This is a genomic window from Microcoleus sp. T3_B1, from assembly GCF_036700445.1.
Classification (GTDB): Bacteria; Cyanobacteriota; Cyanobacteriia; order Cyanobacteriales; family Microcoleaceae; genus Microcoleus.
Genome location: NZ_JAUBOX010000061.1, coordinates 23,897 through 42,425 on the forward strand (window position 1 = coordinate 23,897; position 18,529 = coordinate 42,425).

Here is an 18,529-nt window from a genome sequence, read left to right on the forward strand (position 1 = left end):
GCCTCTTGTATCTTGAAAGCGGTAGATTGTGATTGACAGTTGGGTGGGGGCGGGTTTACGAGATTATTGGTTTTAGGCATAAATTGTTGGTGAACCCGCCCCTACGGGATTGGTGTCCGTTAAATCAGGGATTCGAGGCATATTTGGCGGAAATGATCGCCCCGTTGCTCGAAGTTTTGGTATTGATCGAAGCTAGCACAGGCTGGAGAAAGCAGCACTACTTTAGCATGATTTTGTTTGCCTAATTCTGCCGATCGTGGGATTGCTCGTTCCATTGTTTCGACAATTTCCCAAGCGTTGTAATTTGCTTGTGCGAGCCGATCGCTAAAAAGACTCGCCGCATCCCCAATTAGCAACACCCCAGCAGCTTTCGCCTTGATTGTATCAATCCAAGCGCGATCGTCCCCTTCTTTGGCGTCGCCGCCTGCAATTAAAATCGCCGGTGCGCTCACTGAAGCCAACCCGACTTGGGCGGCGTCATAATTAGTAGCTTTGCTGTCGTTGATGAAATCTATGCCTTCCCAAGTGCAGATGTGTTCGAGGCGGTGCGAAACTCCGGGGAATTTAGCGATCGCCCGGGCGATCGCACTTTTATCTATCCCCGCCAAATTAGCCGCCGCCACCGCCATTAACAAATTCTGCAAATTGTGTTCTCCCACCATCCGCAAAGAATCAGCAGGCAGAATTTTCTCGCCTTGAGCTATTACCCAACCATCTTGAATATAGGCTCCAAAATCTGTATTTCCCAACAGTTCTTTTTCACCTTTGACACTCGTCCAACACGCATCCGGCCAAACGTCAACTCCTTGCTGCCGCAAATAAGGATCGTCGCCGTTGATTACTTGCAATTCAGATTTTTTCAGCAAATGCGCTTTAATGTTGTAGTAATTTTCTAAAGTTTTGTGGCGGCTGAGGTGATCTGGCGTTAAAGTCGTCAAAACTCCGATTCGCGGCGCTACAAACGGCGATGATTCTATCTGATAGCTGCTGATTTCTGCGATTACCCAATCCGGTTGTTTTTCGGCTAAAGCTAATTCACACGCAGCATAGCCAATATTGCCGCAAGCGGGAGCGTAAAGCCCGGCCTCTGCAAAAATAGCAGCAATTAAAGCAGTTGTAGTAGTTTTGCCGTTAGTGCCGGTAATTCCCACCCAAGGAGATTTGAGGTAACGCCACGCGAGAGCCATTTCTCCTATTGTTTCAATGCCTAACTCTCTGGCGCGCACTAATGCTGGACTGTCCCAGGGAACGCCCGGACTTACTACTATTAATTCTATAGATTCGACTGGTTCAAAGGATTTACCTAACTCAACATTAATTCCTTCGTTAGCAAATTCCTGTTGCTGTTCGAGCAAGTTTGGGGAAGATGAGCGATCGCTCAGCGTTACTTCCCATCCTTCGCGTTTTAGCAGTCTGGCGGCGGCAATTCCTGATTTTCCTAGTCCAATGATATGAGCTATCGGCATAAGTTGTGTGTGTGATGGAGCGAACTTCCCTGGTTTTATAAGTTTATATCTTAACCTTGAATTGGTTGTTGACTATTGGCCATTTAGCTTATTTTTTAAGAGAGCGATCGAACTCTGCCCAGACGCGCGCGGTTCGGCAATAATCCTAATAGATTTACTCGTTTTATTGGTAAGCTTTAATGTTATTGGGAGCGATATTTTTAACAAGTAGGTTTCTCAAGTTGGTTTGCCTACAGGCTCGCCCGTTGCCTCCCAAGGCCCGCCAGGGGTTGAAAACCCCTGTCTAACAGCTAAAGTCAGTTAAAACTGAGATATTGCACCATTGTCAGCAACAGGCAAGATGCCTGTTCCACAAAAGATAAATTTTCTTGTGGAACAGGCATCTTGCCTGTTCACAAAAGGCTATTTGAGAATGGTGCAACATAGGAGTTAAAACTGACGGAAAAGTCTAGTATGTGTGGGTTTCAGTCCTCTTAAGAGGACTTTCGCTTTGAGACGGGGGTTTCAACCCCCGGCGGACTGAAGCGGAGGTTTTCAACCCCCGGCGGACTGAAGCGGAGGTTTTCAATCCCCGGCGGACTCAAATATTGTAAATTCTAAGTTTTCACGATCGCCCCAAAGTCAGCCAAAACCCGCGCGTGATTCCGCAGCAAACCCAGTAAATTCAACCGATTTTGCTTAATTTCCGGGTCAGAATCCATCACCAAAACGCTTTCTGGCCCGTCGAAAAAGTTGCTGACAGTCGGAGCAATTTCCGTCAAACTATCTACTAACTGCTGGTAATTCCGAGTTTGTTTGGATAACAGGGTTTGCGGCACTAACTGCACGACTGCATCATAGAAAGCTTGTTCAGACGACTTTTGAAATAACTCCGGTTTCACCGCCGTTTTCGGTTCCAATTGTATTTTATCCAAATCACCTTGAGCCGCCAAACGAGTTGAACGGTTGACTGTTTCGTAAATTAGATCCAAAGTCTGGTTATTGCGGATTTGTTGGAGGAAAAGTGCTCTTTCCAGTGCGTCTAACAAATCTCTCAATGCTCGTTCAGTATATTCTGGGTCGTTTTCTCCCAAAACTGCATTTACCAAATCATAATCTACATTCTTTTCTTCTTGCAACAAAGTCCTAATTCTTTGCAAGAAAAACTCGTATAATTGCGATAGCAACTCCCCCGGTGTTTCTGGGCGCGCTGCGGTAAATTCGGCAACAACTTCTGCAAGCAACTTGTGCAAATTGACTGGCAACTGAGCCGCCCAAATAATGTTAGTTATTGCATTCGCTGCGCGGCGCAAAGCGAAGGGATCGGATGAACCAGTCGGCAACATTCCCAAACCGAAGATGCTGACTAATGTATCTAATTTGTCGGCTATGGCGACAACTTGACCTGTCAGAGTTTGGGGCAAATTGTCGCCCGCACCTTTGGGCAAATAATGTTCAAAAATCGCTGTGGCTACTGTTTCCGATTCGCCACTTGCTAAGGCGTATTTCTGCCCCATGATTCCTTGCATTTCGGGAAGTTCGTAAACCATTTGGGTTACGAGGTCGGCTTTGCAAAGTAAGGCTGCTCTCGCTACATCAGCTTGCTCTTCCTCTGTGATTTGCAGTTGATTGACAATTAAACTGGCAATCTTGCACAGCCGATCGACCTTTGCGCGTACTGTCCCCAAATCTTCCTGGAAAGTAACTGTTTCCAACTTGGGCAAATAATCCTCTAGAGGCTTTACCAAGTCTGCTTTGTAGAAAAACTGACCGTCTGCCAATCTTGCCCGCACTACTCGCTCGTTACCGGCGGCAATAATCGCGGCTTTAGCGGGAGATCCGTTGGAAATTGTAATGAAATAGGGCAGAAGTTCTGGATAATCGGGGCTTTTGAGGATGGGAAAATACCGCTGGTTTGTAACAATAATTGTGGTGATTACTTCCGGCGGCAATATCAAAAATTCTTCGTCAAATTTGCCGACAACTGCGTTCGGCCATTCTACTAAGTCGGTGACTTCTTCTAACAAATCTTCGGTAATGTCGGCATAACCGCCTTGTTTTGTTGCTGCGGCTTCTACTTGTGCTTTAATTTGATTTTTGCGCTGGGTTCGATCGACCTCCACGCAAGCAGCCCGCAGACACTCGACATAATCCTCGGCTTGCCGAATCGAGACAGGCTGCGGATGTAACACCCGGTGTCCTTGGGAAATTCGATCGCTCTTGACCGTATCCGAACCACTCACCAATGTAATTGGCAGTACAGTATCATCTAACAGTGCCACGATCGATCGAATTGGGCGCGGAAACTTCAAATCTCCGTCGGCCCACCGCATAAATCTTTTGCCTTCTAACTTGTTAATCCACTGCGGCACAAGTTCTGTCAAAATATCCGCTGTCAGCCGCCCCGGAATCTTTTTGAGCACAAACACAAAATCGCCTTTATCCGTAGCGCGAACTTCCAAAGCATCAATTTCTACGCCCTGCTTTTTCGCAAAACCTTCGGCTGCTTTCGTCGGTTTGCCATCTTTAAAAGCCGAACTTGCGGGCGGCCCTTTTACCTCTTCTTCTCTATCTAATTGCTGAACTGGCAGTCCTTTCACGAGAACGGCCAAACGCCTCGGAGTAGCGTATACATTAATAGACTCATTTGTCAAGGATTCTTCTGCCAGCGTTGCAGGTACAAGTCGCTGCCACTGCTGGGCGCTGCCTGAGACAAAAGATGCGGGCAATTCTTCTGTACCGAGTTCTAATAAAAAGTTAGGCATATCGCACCGTAATGGAATTTTGTTTAGGGTAATTTAAGGTAATTTATCCGATCGCGCGTTGGCGTTAGCGAAGCGATCCGAAGGAAAGCCCTCGAAGAGGATCGTATATCTGAAAAATACTCAAAAATCCAGGATACCACGTAAAATCGGGGGTGAAAGACAATATTCTCGGCAGCCCATGACCTTGGCGGAAAGACTAGGACAAGATTGGAAGTCTCGACTCGAACAAGATTGCCCGCAGGAGAGTTCTAGCACTCGCGAGAGTGTTGTCCGCTGGCTGTTGGGAGACAAGCCCGAAAGATTTGACACTCTTAGCCCAACTCAATTGTCTGTTGCCTCTGGGGCGATCGACTTTTTATATCGAATTTTGATTTCTCGGTATCTGGGAGTACCGCCAGAAAAAGCTTACCGCAACTTGATCGGGCGACTCGGCGGTTTGGTAGTGCTCCGGCAAAAAATCCAAGCGTGGGTTTCCCTGAGTCGCGACAGACAGCGGAGTGCGGTGGAGGTACTACAAGAAGTGATTCAGGAAATGCTCAATTCCGATCGCTACCTGCAGCAGCAAGTCGCCTGGATTGCCGAATGCACCTCAGACAGACGGCTGCGAAATGCTTTGCTGCTAGCGAGTACAGAAGAATACTGCTTGCGGCCGATCCGCAACCAGCCGCTGCTGGTGTACCGTTTTGTCAACTACCTGCGGCGTGCCCAGCGGGGGGGGTTGACCCAAGTGCCTGCGGGAGACTGGGTGCGGCTGGTGTCGGAACAGGTTCTACCCGACGATACAGACGAACCGCTCAGCCTGCTAGACGAACAGGCGATGTCCGAGTATCGAGAAAATCAAGCTTGGGAAGAGCAGCAAACTCAGCGGCAGATTGTCCAACAAGAATTTGAGAATTACTTGGCCGCTGAAGTCGATCCGCTGGCTTCCCGGTGGCTGCGGCTTTACCTCCAAGGTCGTTCCCAAGAGGCAATTGCCGAGGATTTGAAGGTTCCAATCAAGCAAATTTACCGTTTGCGAGAAAAAGTCAGTTACCACGCGATTCGGGTTTTTGCGGTCAAACAAGCACCGGAATTAGTCGCCAACTGGCTGGAAACTTCGCTCCAAGAACACAGTTTGGGCTTGACTCCGGCTCAGTGGCAGCAATATTTACAAAACCTCACGCCGGTGCAGCGGCAGTTGGTAGAATCGCTGAAAGCAGGGAAAAGTGTAGAGACGATCGCATCTGAATTAAAGCTGAAAACCAATCAAGTCATCGGCGAGTGGAGCAAACTCTATTTAGCAGCTCAATCTCTCCGCAACGAGTAGATTGGTAATGGGTGGCAGGCAATTGCTAATTGTTAATGGGCGGTAGCATTTTTCAGAATCCGCGCTACAAATCAATTCCCTCACAGCCACAGAGTTCTGCGAGTTTCCCCGTGGAAAACCGCGCGATGCCCTTTGTATCAATTCAGGTTAGATTAATCGGGCTCTTGTAGCGCTGCCGAGACGATCGCGCTCCGAGACGATCGCAGTCAACTCTCTGAGGTAAGATACTAGCAGCACGATCGACTTTTCAGGATTTTTTAACCAATCCTAAATTCAGCGGTGGCCCGTAAATCATCGGTTGTGGTGCATCTATAATACTTGTGCATTAAAGACATAATTCTGTCGTTGCTAGCCACGGGAATCAATTTCGGGCGATCGATGATAGTGGGTCTAGACTGCGCCAGTCATCATCTAGTTCTCAATCTTTTGGTAGAATTTGAGGCTGCAATACAGCAGGGAGAAAATTCTGGGACTAAGGATGTTTCTTTAATAAAAGCTTCCGGTTGTTAGGCCAATTCCTCCGTCAGGGAAGTTGCAGCGTTTAATTTTATCGCATCAGGTTGGTGCGTCGCGCTCGATCGCGCTTCCAACTACAAAGCAGCTAATGGTACATACATCTTCAACAGACTCGGCAGCTACAATGGACTCCGATCGAATATTTCAACTAATCGACACAGTTGTCCCCTTTGAAGCTTGCCTTTACTATCAAGTTTTGCCTTTATCTCTAGAAGGTAATCGGTTTAAATTGGGCGTAGTCGATGCCCAGGATGACTCCGCCTTGGACTACGTGCAGCGGATTTTAGCTTACATGAATTGCTCAGTCACAACAGAGCCAATTGCGTCGGAAACTCAGCGCTCGATGCTCTCAGCTTACTTGCTGCACGGGAGCCAGCTTCGAGAACCCAGCCAGACAGAAACCGCAGCAGCCCCAACACCCAAAAATCCCGCACCAGCAATTTCACGCCCCAAAGCAGAAACGCTGCTGTCTGTGCCAGAACCCTCGATGCCCGATCGTGAGCAGTTTAAACCTGCTGGCGCCGAGGTTCCCCCGACACCGACACAGCTATCGGTTTTGAATGTCGAGGCCTTGCACTTGTCAAGCCCAGTCGAAGTTTTGGCAACTTTGCCCGCGCCCCAACTGCTGGAAGAATTGCTTGGTAGAGTGCTGCGAGAGGGTATCGGCCGCCTGTTTTTTGAGCGGCATCAGTCCCAAGGCCGGATTCTTTGGAGTCAAGACGGCGTTTTGAAATCGATGCTCGAAGGTATCGATATCGTCCTTTTCCAAGAGGTCATCGACGAGTTGAAGCGGCTGACAGATATGCCTGTGTGCCCGGTGGAACAGCCCAAACAAGTCGAAGTTGAGCGCATCTATCAAAACACTCATTTGCTGTTGCGCTTGCGGGTAATGACGGTGGGTGGCAAGGAAGAAGCCACCCTGCAAGTTTTGCGGGGGGCAGCTTTGAGGTTTTACCAGCAGCAGCAGTTGTCTACTTTGAGTCGCGACGCGCTGCGGCTGGCCGAAGAATTGCAGCGGAAAGTGAATCAAATTCGCGATCGAACTCGCCTTTCTCCTGTGCCTTTAGAGGGGTTGCCGGCTTTGGAACAGGTGATTAGAAATGTTGACGACCAAATTGAAGCATTGATGCACGAACACAATCCCTAGCAGCCCTACTTAGCAAGAGCTCACTGTTTTGAATTTTTTTTTTACTCATATCGTTTCCGGTTGTATCGGAATGATTTAACCGCAGAGGGCGCAGAGAACGCAGAGGGAGAGAATACAGAGAGGAATATTTCCGATGCTACCGGATTTGATATCACATCAAGTCCGGTGAAATAATAATAATTACGTTTGTAGTGAGGACTCAAGTCCAAGCGAGTTTTATCATAACTCAAGTTTTCACTACAAAACAATTTGATGGCAGTTCTGCCAGGTGCTATCTAGTCCGGTCGATTCCCTTCGCTTCGCTTCGCCCGAAATCAGGTAGGGGCGGGTTAACCAATAATATCTGCCAATAATTGACAATCTCAAAAACCCGCCCGGCCGGGATATTATGGTCAATCGATCGGACATAATATGACACAAGATTATACCAGTTCCCTAAAAGAATGGAACTGTATGCCTGTACTCTAAACCCTGGTACTCATCAGTCATTCCCAATCTAAAATCTAAAATCTAAAATCTAAAATCTAAAACCTAAAATGGTATTAGCCATGCTCAAAAACATCCTTGTACTGCAATAAATCCAAACTCACAAAAACGGGCAAACACTGAAAACATTGTTGTGCAATTTCCCAGCGTTCTTCTCGCTGCAACATAGCAGTCAACTTTTGTTTAGCGCTCAGCAAATAGCGGACATCGTTAGCAGCATAATTTAGTTGGTCGTCAGAAAGATTAGTCGCATTTCCCCAGTCGGAACTTTGAGATGTTTTATTTAATTCTACCTTTTCAAGTTCTAAAATTAATTCTTTCAATCCGTGTTTGTGGGTATAAGTTCTAGCAAGTTTACTAGCTAGCTTGGTGCAGAAAACTGGTGCAACGTCAATACTTAAATTGTAACGCATTGTTGCCATATCGAAGCGCGCAAAATGAAATACTTTCTCAATATTTTCGGCTTCCATTAACTTCTTTAAATTCGGTGCTGCTGTCTGATCTTTGGCAATCCGCACCACTGCAACTTTACCTTCTGGATTGCACAACTGCACCAAACACAAGCGATCGCGCCAGGGTAGCAAACCCATTGTTTCCGTATCAACGGCGATCGCCTCTGCTGTCAAATAGTAAGATAAGAGAGAATCGGGAATATCACGATCGCACACTTGAAAATCTGCAAATTCCATTATTAGTAATTGTTGACTGTTGACTGTTGACTGTTGACTGCCTTCTTCCCTCTTCCCTCTTCCGGCTTCCATCGGACTGACATCCGTTACATCCGTTACATCCGTTACATCCGTTACAGAATCCGTTGCCGAACTTCCTTCTTCCTCCCGCTTATCGACTGCGGACAAAAAGCTGAGTAAAATAATACTCGCCTTTGGCATTTTTCGCAACCCCAATACCGGTCACATTAAACTGACCCTCCATATTCTTACGGTGGCCGTCACTTTTAATCCAACCCTCAACAGCATTGCGTACCGGGTCGCTGTAGCCCATATTGTAAGCAAGATTTTCAGCTACACTTTGATAAGGAATCGTAATTGCTTTCGCCCGCCCCTCAAATCCATCGTGGCTGAAACGTACTTTACCGTTAGCCATATTTTCGCTGTGAATTCTTGCTATCTGACTGATTCGCGGATCGACACTCAGCGGCGGCAACTTCTTAGATGCTCGGTATTGATTTATCTGTTGGTTAACCGCTTTTTCTAAGTCAGTAATAGCACTCGAAGCAACATTAGTATTCATGGGAGTTTGTGGCAGCGATCGCGTAGGAATGGAAGTGTCACACTTAGGCAGGATTGTCAACAATCCCAAGCAAATCGAAATCAAACCTTTGGACATGAAATCAAACGAAAAATAAAGTTAATTGTTACCATTAGTGTCAACTTAATGCCAAAAGTAATATGAGTATACCGTCTGAGGATAAGCCTCTAGATCCCCCTCGCATACCCCCTACTCCCCCTTAATAAGGGGAGTAGGGGTTGACTTTGAACGCTTCCAGTCCCCCCCTTATTAAGGGGGGCTAGGGGGGATCTAGACTTCGATACAAACGAGAGATACAAAGGATTTTAGTCTTAAGTTAACACCAATTAATTGTTACCAATTCCTACAGGGCGATCGCCCCACATTCCGCTAACCTAGATATTCAGAACCTTCGCCACAGTGTTCACGTCTTTATCGCCGCGTCCCGAACAGTTAAGCACAATGCGCGGATTGCCTGTTAGCTGCGGGCACAGAGTCTCCAAATAGGCGATCGCGTGAGAAGTTTCCAAAGCCGGAATAATCCCCTCCAACTGCGAAAGCCGCTGAAATGCTTCCAGCGCTTCTGCATCAGTTACGCTATAATATTCAGCCCTGCCCGCATCCTTCAAATAACTGTGTTCCGGCCCCACACCCGGATAATCCAAACCCGCACTAATCGAATGCGGCTCAATCACTTGACCTTCATTATCTTGCAGCAAATAACTCATTGCCCCGTGCAGAACTCCCACACTTCCTTTAGTCAAAGTAGCAGCGTGTTTATCAGTTTCCACACCTTCGCCCGCCGCTTCAATACCAATCAATCTAACAGTTTCTTCCCCGACAAACTCGTGGAAAAGACCCATTGCATTAGAACCGCCGCCGACGCAAGCTAATAAAATATCCGGCAAACCACCCCACTTTTCCTGGCACTGAGCGCGGGTTTCTTCACCGATTACTGCATGGAAATCGCGTACCATCATCGGGTAAGGATGCGGGCCCGCTACGGAACCGAGAATGTAATGAGTTGTTTCGACATTTGTCACCCAGTCGCGAATCGCTTCGGAAGTCGCATCTTTCAGCGTTCCCGTACCTGCAGCCACCGGCCGCACTTCGGCACCCATCAAGCGCATTCTAAACACATTTAAAGCCTGTCTTTCCATGTCGTGAACGCCCATGTAGACAACGCATTCTATACCAAAACGAGCGCAAACTGTGGCGGTAGCAACGCCGTGTTGACCGGCACCAGTTTCAGCAATTACCCGCTTTTTGCCCATGCGTTTTGCCAGCAATGCTTGAGCTAAAGCGTTGTTGATTTTGTGAGCTCCCGTGTGGTTTAAATCTTCGCGTTTGAGGTAAATTTGCGGGCCAGTTCCGTCTGCTTTAGCGTAGTGTTCGGTGAGGCGTTCGGCGAAATACAAAGGGCTGGGGCGGCCGACATAATCTTTGAGCAGTTGTTGGAGTTGCTGTTGAAATTCCGGTTCGCTGCGGTATTTGTGGAAAGCGGCTTCTAGTTCAAATAAAGCGGGCATCAGGGTTTCGGGGACGTATTTGCCACCGAATTTGCCGAATCTGCCGAGGGAGTCGGGGCGTTGGGCGCTGGTTTCGGTGGTGAGATGCAGGGGGGTGACTGTCATTTGATTTTAGATTTTAGATTTTAGATTTTTTAGATTGGCGGGTAAGCTAGAGGCGGGCGTGTCGATCGCGCGCTTAGTCGATCGTACCAAATTGCTTGGGGACTTGAGGCGATCGAACAAATTTCATTATAATTCCCTGAACCCTTGATGGGCTAATACAATAGGTATAATATCAGAGTCTAAACGAGCGATCGCCGCCTTACACCCAATCCGCTAAAACTAGAAATACCAGTAAAAAAAGTTCAAGCATCTTAACCTATGGCAGCATCCAAACGCAAAGATTCTGACAGCAAAACAACCGAGGGCAAACGAATAGTTTACTCCGAGTTTGGCAACGTTGACAACTCGGCCGCCCTCCAACGGGGAGTTGCCGAAGTTCCCCCCAATCAACAAAACCTCAAAATCGAAGCATCCCGAAAAGGACGCGGCGGCAAAACAGTTACAATCATCAGCGGCTTTCAGGAAAAACCCGAAACATTAGCAACTTTAGCCAAGCAGCTAAAAGCCCAATGCGGTACTGGCGGCACAGTCAAAGATAATGAAATCGAAATTCAAGGCGAACACAAGCAAAAGTTGCTAGAAATTATCACAAAATTAGGCTACAAAGCTAAAATTAGTGGAGGGTAAATTAGTCAATATTCCTCAGTGTATGGGCGGGACTGGTTTATGATATACTTAGTTTTAAACATAGATGGTTGGTAAAACCCGCCCCTACATCGCACAAATTATCTTGTCGCGAATCAACCAGAAATGATATTACCAATTACCGCCAATTTTTAATGTACACTCGACCTTTAGCTCGTTTAATCGAACAATTGCAGCGCTTGCCGGGAGTCGGCCCAAAAACAGCCCAGCGGCTAGCTTTACATATTTTGAAGCGACCGGAAGAAGAAGTGCAAGCCCTAGCTAAATCTTTGATTGATGCCAAACAGCAAGTAGGTTTCTGTCAAGTATGCTTTCACTTATCTGCTGACCCTGTTTGCGAAATTTGCCGCAATACCAACCGCGACACTCATACCATTTGTGTAGTATCAGAATCCCGCGACGTAATCGCTTTAGAAAAAACGCGGGAATACATGGGTAAATATCACGTTGTTGGCGGCGTTATCTCGCCGATGGATGGAATTGGCCCCGAACAATTGAACATTCAACCGTTAGTGCGGCGCGTCAGCCAGCAAAAGGTTAAGGAAGTAATTATTGCTATTAGTCCCAGCGTGGAAGGCGAAACTACTACTCTTTATATCGGTCACTTATTAAAACCTTTTACCCTAGTGACGCGCATAGCTTTTGGTTTGCCGATGGGGGGAGATTTGGAATATGCCGATGAAGTTACATTGGCTCGTGCTTTGGAAGGAAGGAGGGAGTTGGATTAGTTATAATTTGTCCCGCATCTAAATTGTGTTTTCTGGCGGGCGGGACGCCCAACCCCTACTTTCCACAAGAACTCGATCGAGCTTAATCGCTCTTTTTTTACTCAAAGGGAAGAGTTTTCTATTCGAGCCATTAGTTCTTCTATTGACAAATCCGGCAGTTGTGACAGCAATAGCGATAAATTTTCGGCCGACAATGCGAGCAAATTTGGGATGAGATTGACGGTGTTTACTTCTAATTGACCAAAGCGCTTTCTCAAGACATTTTCGGCGATTAAAGTTTGTACTTGTTGTCTATCTGCTTGGGCAATTGGCAATGTGGATAATTGCACTAACAACATAGTGAATTCACCAACAGGTAAAGCCGAGACAGAGGCAAAAAAGGCAATTGTCTTAGCGTCTAAATCCCCAAATCTGACTTGCAGAAAGTTTTGCAAAATCAACCGCTGTGCTTCTTCTCTTCCTTCTTCTCTTCCTTCTTCTCTTCCTTCTTCTCTTCCTTCTTCTCTTCCTTCTTCTCTTCCTTGTTGTGTGGCCTCATCTATTTTTTGTTGTAACAGAGGTACGAGCGCCATAACTAACTCCTTATCTTCCTGATTTCCTGGGGTACTAGCTGCTAAATTTACTTGCAGATTCGCTTGCAGGTTGTACAATAATTCTAGCGTATTAGCTCGTAGGGGACTATCAACAGGCAATCTTGTTAATTCCGCGATCGCCCCTTGCTGTACTTTACCCTTACCTAAAATCCGCAACCACATCGTTTCTGGAACATTCGGTAGCTGGTGGATAGCTATCAATCCTACTCGCCAAACTTCCGATAGAAAATAAACCCCCCTCCCCCAACCTTCTGACTCTTCTGGAATCATAAAATTAAAGCTGCTTAACAAAGCCTCCGAAGCAGTGGGAGTCAGAATCCACAATCTGGGTAATTGTTGGGATTCTAAACGTTGCTCTTCTCGATTAGCTCGGCGCAGTAATTCTGCCCTAGTATTTAAAAGTTTGACAACACAACTGAAAATATCCTCTGTATTGACGGCATTGCGAAATGGTTCGATCGCAGCCACAGTCGCAGTCATTTGACCTAACAAACCTAAATTCTCTACGTATTCAGGCGATACAGAAGTGGGTTTAAACCAGATATCAATTTCTCGAACTTGAGCAGAAACATCTTTACTGGTTTCTACTTCTCCTAGAGGTGACAATAACTCTCTTAGGTATTCTTTGGCAAACTGGTCATGGGGAAATTTAGTCATTCTTGGGAAGCACTTTATTCCGAAAGAAACTAAATTAATTATATCTCATTTTAAAATAGTATTTATTGGCGATAGGTTCTATGTTAGACACCCAATATTTTAAAGGATTCAGGTATCAAAGTATTCGGTTTTTTGAGGTGGGGTTACTTATTTAACCAAGATTTAGGATAAAATCTCAAATCCCAAATTGAGCTACTCTCCCCTGTCACTGCCGCGAAAGGGTAAACTGGAAAAAGTTACCGAGAGTAGTAAAAAATCATGACCCAATTCGATCGACCTTTAAGCTACCCCACAACCCGCAAAATCGACCAAACAGACGACTACCACGGCGTCAAAGTATCCGACCCCTACAGGTGGCTGGAAAACCCTGACTCGGAGGAAACCCAAGCTTGGGTGGAAGCCCAAAACGCAGTCACTTTTGCCTACCTCAACGAAATTCCGGCGCGGGAAAAAATCAAACAGCGCCTGACTCAACTTTGGGATTACGAGAAATACGGCATACCTTTCAAAGAAGGATCTCGCTATTTCTACTACAAGAATGACGGCCTGCAAAATCAATCCGTACTCTACACATTAACATCCCTCGACGACGAACCCAAAGTATTAATTGACCCCAACACTCTCTCAGAAGACGGAACTGTTGCTTTGGGTGGGATAGCTATCAGCGAAGACGGCAAATACATGGCTTACGGTTTGTCAACTTCCGGTTCCGACTGGCAAGAATGGAAAGTCCGCGATATCGAAACAGGTGCAGATTTATCGGATCATTTAAAGTGGGTGAAATTCTCAGGCGCATCCTGGACTCACGACGGTAAAGGCTTTTTTTACAGCCGCTACGACGAACCCAACGAAAAAAGCAAGCACGAAGACGTTAACTATTACCAAAAACTGTTTTATCACAAGTTAGGAACAGCCCAATCAGAAGACGTATTGATTTACGATCGCCCAGACCAAAAAGAATGGGGATTTAGCGGCGGCGTCACTGAAGACGGCAAATATCTAATTATATCAGTTTGGCAGGGAACTGAAACAAAAAACCTGATTTTCTATAAAGACTTAACAGCCCCTGAATCGCCTGTTGTAGAACTCATTAACGAATTCGAGGCAGAGTACAGCTTCATCGACAATGAAGGCCCTCTGTTCTGGTTTCAAACTGACTTAAATGCACCTTGCGGCCGGGTAATTGCGATCGACACCAACAACCCACCTCCTTCATCCCTCGCTGGTGACGAAACCCCCCCGTCGCCCAGGGAGGGGGGGTTCACAGAAATTATCCCCGAAGCAGCAGAAACCCTCCAAGGCATTGGCCTGCTGAACAATCAATTTGTGGCTTCTTATCTGAAAGACGCCTACACCCAAATTAAAATCTTCAACTTAGACGGCTGTTTCGCGCGAGAAATAGCTTTGCCGGGAATCGGTTCGGTGGGAGGATTCGGCGGCAAGCGGCACGACACCGAAACTTTTTATGCTTACACCAGTTTCACTGCACCAAACACCATTTATCGGTATAATCTGGTGACAGATGAAAGTACGATTTATCGGCAGCCCAATGTCGATTTTAATCCCGACGATTACGAGACAAAACAAGTATTTTACCCAAGCAAAGACGGTACGCAAGTACCCATGTTTATCACCCACAAGAAAGGCTTGCACTTGGATGGCAATAACCCCACCTACCTTTACGGATACGGTGGTTTTGGTATCTCGCTAACTCCGAGTTTTTCTGTTAGCAGGATAGTGTGGTTAGAGATGGGCGGAGTTTATGCGATCGCCTGTTTGCGGGGAGGTGGCGAGTACGGCGAATCATGGCACCAAGCAGGGACAAAGTTGAATAAGCAAAATGTGTTTGACGACTTTATAGCTGGCGCTGAATGGTTGATCGAAAACAAATACACCAAACCTGCCAAATTGGCGATCGCAGGCGGTAGCAATGGCGGTTTATTAGTGGGGGCTTGCATGACTCAGCGGCCGGAATTGTTCGGTGCAGCATTGCCCGCAGTCGGCGTTTTGGATATGTTGCGCTTCCACAAATTTACCATTGGTTGGGCTTGGACTTCTGAATACGGTTCGCCGGAAAATCCCGAAGAATTTTCCACAATTCACGGCTATTCTCCGTTGCACAATCTCAAACCGGGAACGGCTTATCCGGCGACAATGATTACAACTGCCGATCACGACGATCGGGTGGTTCCGGCCCACAGTTTCAAGTTTGCTTCTGCTTTGCAAGAAACCCACGCGGGAGAAAAACCAGTGTTAATTCGCATTGAAACTAAAGCGGGACACGGGGGCGGCAAACCTACTGCTAAAGTGATTGAAGAATTGGCAGATGAATGGGCTTTTTTAGTGCGCGAACTCGATATTGACGCTTAACAAGCCGCATTAGGGCGTGCGATCGACGCAGTTTCATGATTTAGATAGAAAGAGGGTGTAAAGGGCGATCGTTCTTTTTTAATGGAAGGGCGATCGTTCTTTTTTGTCCCCGCAATCCTGGTATTAACATATAGCCTTTCTCAGAAAGATGAGGTACTCATGGGCATAGGGCATAGGCCTCCGTGGGCATAGGGCATAGGGCATAGGGCATACCTCACTTTTTTGAGAACCGCTATATATAATTTGTCAAGTTTCTTTGTTAACTTTTGTAGTCTTAAGTGGCTATTATTACATGGCTGTGAGTTTACTGCACACCAAATTAGTATAAGTATAAATCTCTAGAAATGCGGTACTCCTGAGATATTGCACCATTCTCAATTAGCCGTAGGGGCGGGTTCGCCAACAGCCTTAAAGCTTGCAAATAGGTTCTATAAACCCGCCCGACCCCACGAAAAATCCTCTTATTGATATTGCTGCAAGATGTCAGGTACTCTCAACTTTCAAGAGCGATCGCACCTGAAAGTCAAAATCTGCCAATTTTTAGGAAATTAGTATTTTCTGTATATTTACGGTTCAATCTGTCTGAGCCAGCCTCAATGTCACCAGACTAAGAACAGCAGCATGAGGGGTGAGACCCCTTATGCTGATAAATCCGTAAGTAATTTAGCATATAACTAACCTTAGACCTGATATCATTTTTCCCAGAAAGAGAGCATATTCGCTAATACAAAGGCTGTTACCCCTTATTCATGTTAGAATTTGCAGCGATCGGTCGCATCAGGACATCCAAGGGCGATCGCAGTAAATCCTGTCTAATGATTGACAAACATCACAATTGACAAATATAGGTTACTATTATGTCTCATAAAGAAAGAACTTTCTAAGCTTTATCTTGGAAAGTTTATCGTCATCTATGAACATGGGTAGCTTAGATTTAGCACCCAAATTAACCAAAAATCAAAACCATCCCAAATCTGTCAACTTGGTCATCTACACAAACAGGGAAATCTACCAATATGGAAACTAAAATCTTGAGACAAGCCAGCTATGAAGCAGAGACGGCTAGCCGAAAAAATCTAGCAATTGTGGATTCAAAACTAGAAAACTACCAAGAGTTGCTCAGGGGAGTGAAATGCGGTACAGAAGTAGTCTTGCTCGATAGAACCCGGGATGGAATCGAGCAAATCACCGAAATTATGAGTCGGCGCAGCAACATCACCAGCCTGCACATAGTTTCTCACGGCCGAGAAGCAGCAGTAGAAATCGGCCGGGCGGAACTTAATATTAATAATCTAGAAACCTACAGCAACCAATTGCAGCAGTGGGGAAAAGCCCTTAGCGAATCCGGCAGCATTTTACTTTACGGCTGTAACATAGCCGCAGGCGAATCCGGCATTAAATTCATAAAAAAACTCAGCGAAATAACAGGAGCAAATGTTGCGGCTTCCAACAACCTAACAGGGAGTGCAGCATTAGGTGGCAACTGGGAATTAGAAATTACTACAGGACAAATAAATACCGAAATAGCCTTTGAAAAAGAAGTCATAGAAGGCTACACATCAGTCCTGGAAACCTTAGCGGCTGAAGAATTTAAAAATTCAACAGTAATCGGGCCTTGGATATATGGAGTTGGCAACACCCTTTCAGCTAACCCAGGCTTAACCGCAGGTAGTACAGAAAACCTCAGCGGCGTTATTCCCGCTTTAGGGACTGGCGATCCCGATGGACAAGGTACTTTGAGATTAACATCAAACGCCTTTGACCAAGCAGCTTTTGTTATCTACAACAACCCCATCTCCGCCACTGAGGGTCTGAGAGTTACCTTTGATTTCTTTGCCTATAACAGAGGTACTGCCATTTATCGTGATGCACCAGCGAATGCGCCTCTCCTTGGTGCTGATGGCATTAGTTTTTTCCTCATTGACGGAACAGCTACCCCAACAAAAGCGGGAGGCTACGGTGGCTCTCTCGGCTATGCTCAGAATAATAGGGGTGGAGAAGTACCGGGTATTGTAGGAGGTTATTTAGGTGTCGGATTAGACGAGTTTGGCAATTATTCTAGCACTATTGCTGGAAAACAGGGTGGCAGAATCCCGAACAATGGAACTGACCAGCTACCTGATGCAGTAGGACTTAGAGGCAGGGCAAGCACAATCCCAACCGAAAATTATAAATTTTTAGGTTCTAGTCTTTTAACTAACAGTTTGACTGGCGTTTCCATTGGCATAGACAATAAAGATACAAGCATTCGCGCCCAGGCTAAAAGAACCGTCCAAATTACATTATTCCCGACGACGAATTCACCAACATCTCCTAACCGTCTGACAGTGGCCTTCGACGTGAACAGGAACGGCACATTTGATGCGGGCGAAACACTGATCGACATATCAAATTTGGCAACCATAAACGGAGAAGTGCCACGTACTTTTAAATTTGGCTTTGCTGCTTCGACAGGGGGAAATACAAACATTCACGAAGTTAACAATGTCATCGTCGAAAGTATAAATCAACCTGCACTCCGCGCCGACGTTTCCATTGTTAAAAAAGGTCCGCTGTTCGCCACACCCAACAGCACCATTACCTATACGATTACCTCCACAAATAACGGGCCAGACAGCGCCGAAAGCGTCCTGATTCAAGATCCCCTGCCTGCAGGCTTAAGTTTCGTCAGCGCCTCCGACCTCGCCACATACAATCCCACAACGAGGACGGTCATCTGGCCGGCGATTCCGACTCTGGCTAACGGTGCTAGCGAAACCCGCACCATCACCGCAAGAGTTTCCCCAACAGTCGGCGCTTCCTTAACTAACAGTGCCTATAGCACCTCCAGCACTTTCGACGACAAGCTCGCTAACAACAATAGTTCCCAACCCATCTCTCAAGTCTCAACTACAATTGTTGCTGCTGTTGCCGACCTAGTTACCACCAAAACCGGGACTGCCACAGCAGCACCGGGTGAAATAGTTACTTACACAATTTCGACAGTCAA

At 46.4% G+C, this 18,529-nt stretch carries 12 protein-coding genes; 6 read left to right on the forward strand and 6 right to left on the reverse strand.

Annotation, left to right across the window (positions count from 1 at the left end):
* Positions 1 to 119 precede the first annotated feature (119 nt).
* Both murD and glyS read right to left on the reverse strand, forming a co-directional pair.
* Positions 120 to 1,466: a UDP-N-acetylmuramoyl-L-alanine--D-glutamate ligase gene (gene murD / locus QT990_RS25505; protein ID WP_333465903.1), complete on the reverse strand. Its 1,347-nt coding sequence runs from the start codon at positions 1,464 to 1,466 to the stop codon at positions 120 to 122.
* A 596-nt stretch (positions 1,467 to 2,062) separates the two neighbouring features.
* Positions 2,063 to 4,210, reverse strand: coding sequence for a glycine--tRNA ligase subunit beta (gene glyS, locus QT990_RS25510; protein ID WP_333144723.1), 2,148 nt, complete (start codon positions 4,208 to 4,210; stop codon positions 2,063 to 2,065).
* Positions 4,211 to 4,388: 178 nt separating this feature from the next.
* On the opposite strand from glyS, the gene QT990_RS25515 reads away from it, so the two are divergent.
* Together QT990_RS25515 and QT990_RS25520 are read left to right on the forward strand one after the other, a co-directional pair.
* Positions 4,389 to 5,516, forward strand: coding sequence for a HetZ-related protein 2 (locus tag QT990_RS25515; protein ID WP_333144724.1), 1,128 nt, complete (start codon positions 4,389 to 4,391; stop codon positions 5,514 to 5,516).
* Between the two features lie 604 nt (positions 5,517 to 6,120).
* Complete coding sequence (locus tag QT990_RS25520; protein WP_333144725.1) at positions 6,121 to 7,179, forward strand: GspE/PulE/PilB domain-containing protein; 1,059 nt, start codon at positions 6,121 to 6,123, stop codon at positions 7,177 to 7,179.
* Positions 7,180 to 7,721: 542 nt separating this feature from the next.
* On the opposite strand, the gene QT990_RS25525 is transcribed toward QT990_RS25520, so the two are convergent.
* From QT990_RS25525 to trpB, 3 genes are all read right to left on the reverse strand, one after another.
* On the reverse strand, positions 7,722 to 8,354 hold the full coding sequence (locus QT990_RS25525; protein WP_333144729.1) for a ribonuclease D: 633 nt from the start codon (positions 8,352 to 8,354) through the stop codon (positions 7,722 to 7,724).
* A gap of 151 nt (positions 8,355 to 8,505) precedes the next feature.
* Complete coding sequence (locus tag QT990_RS25530) at positions 8,506 to 9,012, reverse strand: CAP domain-containing protein (RefSeq protein ID WP_333144726.1); 507 nt, start codon at positions 9,010 to 9,012, stop codon at positions 8,506 to 8,508.
* 296 nt (positions 9,013 to 9,308) lie between these two features.
* Complete coding sequence (gene trpB, locus QT990_RS25535; RefSeq protein ID WP_333085184.1) at positions 9,309 to 10,547, reverse strand: tryptophan synthase subunit beta; 1,239 nt, start codon at positions 10,545 to 10,547, stop codon at positions 9,309 to 9,311.
* A gap of 258 nt (positions 10,548 to 10,805) precedes the next feature.
* On the opposite strand from trpB, the gene QT990_RS25540 reads away from it, so the two are divergent.
* Both QT990_RS25540 and recR read left to right on the forward strand, forming a co-directional pair.
* A complete protein-coding gene (locus QT990_RS25540) occupies positions 10,806 to 11,174 on the forward strand; it encodes a translation initiation factor (protein WP_333051370.1) in 369 nt (122 codons plus the stop codon).
* A 152-nt stretch (positions 11,175 to 11,326) separates the two neighbouring features.
* The gene (gene recR / locus QT990_RS25545; protein WP_333036394.1) at positions 11,327 to 11,920 is read left to right on the forward strand and encodes a recombination mediator RecR; all 594 of its coding nucleotides are present in this window, start codon (positions 11,327 to 11,329) and stop codon (positions 11,918 to 11,920) included.
* A gap of 101 nt (positions 11,921 to 12,021) precedes the next feature.
* Here the strand turns inward: recR and QT990_RS25550 are convergent, their stop codons facing one another.
* The gene (locus tag QT990_RS25550; RefSeq protein ID WP_333144727.1) at positions 12,022 to 13,170 is read right to left on the reverse strand and encodes a flagellar assembly protein H; all 1,149 of its coding nucleotides are present in this window, start codon (positions 13,168 to 13,170) and stop codon (positions 12,022 to 12,024) included.
* Between the two features lie 258 nt (positions 13,171 to 13,428).
* Here QT990_RS25550 and QT990_RS25555 point away from each other — a divergent pair, with 258 nt between their 5' ends.
* Complete coding sequence (locus QT990_RS25555; protein ID WP_333144728.1) at positions 13,429 to 15,540, forward strand: prolyl oligopeptidase family serine peptidase; 2,112 nt, start codon at positions 13,429 to 13,431, stop codon at positions 15,538 to 15,540.
* A gap of 1,016 nt (positions 15,541 to 16,556) precedes the next feature.
* Positions 16,557 to 18,529, forward strand: a 1,973-nt coding sequence (locus tag QT990_RS25560; RefSeq protein ID WP_333465904.1) for a DUF4347 domain-containing protein, incomplete at its 3' end; no start/stop codon positions are given.